We start from the raw sequence: 1,895 nt of genomic DNA, 5'->3' as shown, positions 1-1,895 counted from the left end.
AGAGCGCCCGGCGTACGGCGGCGGTGATCAGCGCGCCCAGCGGTGCGGTTCCGGCGCTGCCGAGGAGCCGGTCGTGCCGCCACAGCGCCAGCGCGACGGCGAGCGCCCGGCCCAGCGCCCGCAGGTCGGTGACGGTGCCGGTGGCGCGGGTGATCGCGGTGAGCGTGCGGGTGGAGTGCTCGGTCAGCCCGGCCAGCGCGGTGTCGAACAGCGTCGTGGCGAGCGCGTCGACGTCGGCGCCGAGCAGCGTCATCCGCTCCTCGATCCGGGCGGTGACGGCGTCGGTGACGGTCGGCCCGTACCCACCGGCCTCGATCACCCGGGCGAGCCGGTCCGCCGACGGCGCGGGCGTCCAGCGTTCGGTGAGCAGCGCGTCCGCGCCCACCCGGGGGCCGCTCTCGCGGCTGTGACCGGGTACGTCGAGCAGCCGCAGCCGGTGCAGCAGGCGGCTGCGGGCCAGGTCGCCGGAGACTGTCAGGTCCAGCTCGACCGTCTCCTGCGGATCGATCCGGTGCCGTGCCAGCTCGGCGTCGACGTCGTGCACGAGCGGCGGAAGTGGCGTGTCCGGGTGCAGGCGGCCGACCTGGTCGCCGCTGAGCGCTGCGACCATCTCCACCACCACCGGGTGCGCGCCGGGCGCGAGGGTGCCCCGGGTCGCCCACGGCAGCGGCTGGTCGAGCGCGTCGGTGACCAGCGCGGACACCAGAGCGTCGAGCACGTCGACCCGGCCCGGGTGGGCGTGGCCGCGCAGCCGGGCCAGGCCGCCGGCCATGGTCCGGGCGGCGACCAGGTCGGCGGTGGAGACGGGCTGCCGCCGGGCACGCAGCCGGGCCGCGACCGCCTCGGTGAGCGCCTCCGCGGCCCGGCGCGGGCCGTCCTCCCAGACCCGCTGGTAGTACGCCGGGGACGGCATCCCGGACTGGTAGCCGACGAACGCGTCGAGGCGCCGGAACGAGTACGGCACGAGGTAGCTGCCCGCCACCGCTTCCGGAGCCGGGGCGGGCACCTCCGGCCAGTCCTCGTCCTCCGGTCCGTCGTCCCCCGCCCCGGCGGTGAGCCGGACCAGGGCGGGACGGTGGAAGCCACCGGTCACCACCAGCACCGGGCGGCCGGCGGCCCGGCGGCGGGCGGCGCGTACCCAGCGGGCCATGTACGACTCGCGGGCGGTGTCGTCCGCCCCGGCCGCCGACTCGCCGCGCAGCACGTCGAAGTACGTGTCGAGGCGCTCGGCCAGCCCGTCGTCCGGGCCGATCTCGAACAGGTGGTCCCAGAGCGCGTCCACGTTGTCCACGGCGAGGGTGGCGCAGAGCCGGCGCACCGCCTCGGCGTACCGCTGGTCGGCGTCGGCGTACCGGTTGGCGCGGCCGGACAGCGCGGGATGCCACGCGGGCAGGTCGATGAAGCGCAGCTGCGCGCCCACCTCACGTCCGGCGGTCAGCGCCACCCACTCCGGCGAGTACGCGCAGAACGGGCTCCAGGAGACGTGCCGCCGGTTGCCGTCGCGGTGCGCGGTGAACACGGCGATCGGCAGCTTCGTGGTCTCCCAGCAACTCGTCCATCCGCCCGTTCAGGTCCGCCGGCCCCTCCACCAGCACGTACGCCGGGCGCAGCCGCGCCACCGTGGCCGCGACCAGCCGGGCGCAGGCCGGGCTGTGATGCCGGACGCCGAGGAAGGTGACGCCGCCGGGCGCCTCGACGGTGCTCACCCGGGCAGCAGGTGCCGGGCGTCGTGCACCGCCCGCCACTGCGCGCCGGAGCGGCGGGACACCTGCTGTTCCAGGTAGCGACGCAGCCGGGCCAGGTCCTCCGCGTCGTCTTTCGCGGCGGTGCGGCCAGGCAGGCGACCAGGTCGGCGGCGTCGCGGGCTCGCGCGCAGACCAGCCGCGCAGCCCGAC

General features: G+C 76.8%; 2 pseudogenes. Both read right to left on the bottom strand.

The window, feature by feature from the left end:
- Nucleotides 1-1,706 (bottom strand): annotated as a pseudogene (locus MCBG_RS32850) (DUF5682 family protein); the annotation flags it as partial.
- Nucleotides 1,703-1,895, bottom strand: a pseudogene (locus MCBG_RS32275) (hypothetical protein); the annotation flags it as partial. The pseudogenes MCBG_RS32850 and MCBG_RS32275, both read right to left, overlap by 4 nt.

This window comes from Micromonospora sp. M42 (assembly GCF_000568915.1).
GTDB lineage: Bacteria > Actinomycetota > Actinomycetes > Mycobacteriales > Micromonosporaceae > Micromonospora > Micromonospora chalcea.
This window is presented reverse-complemented; position numbering and strand designations above follow the sequence as displayed.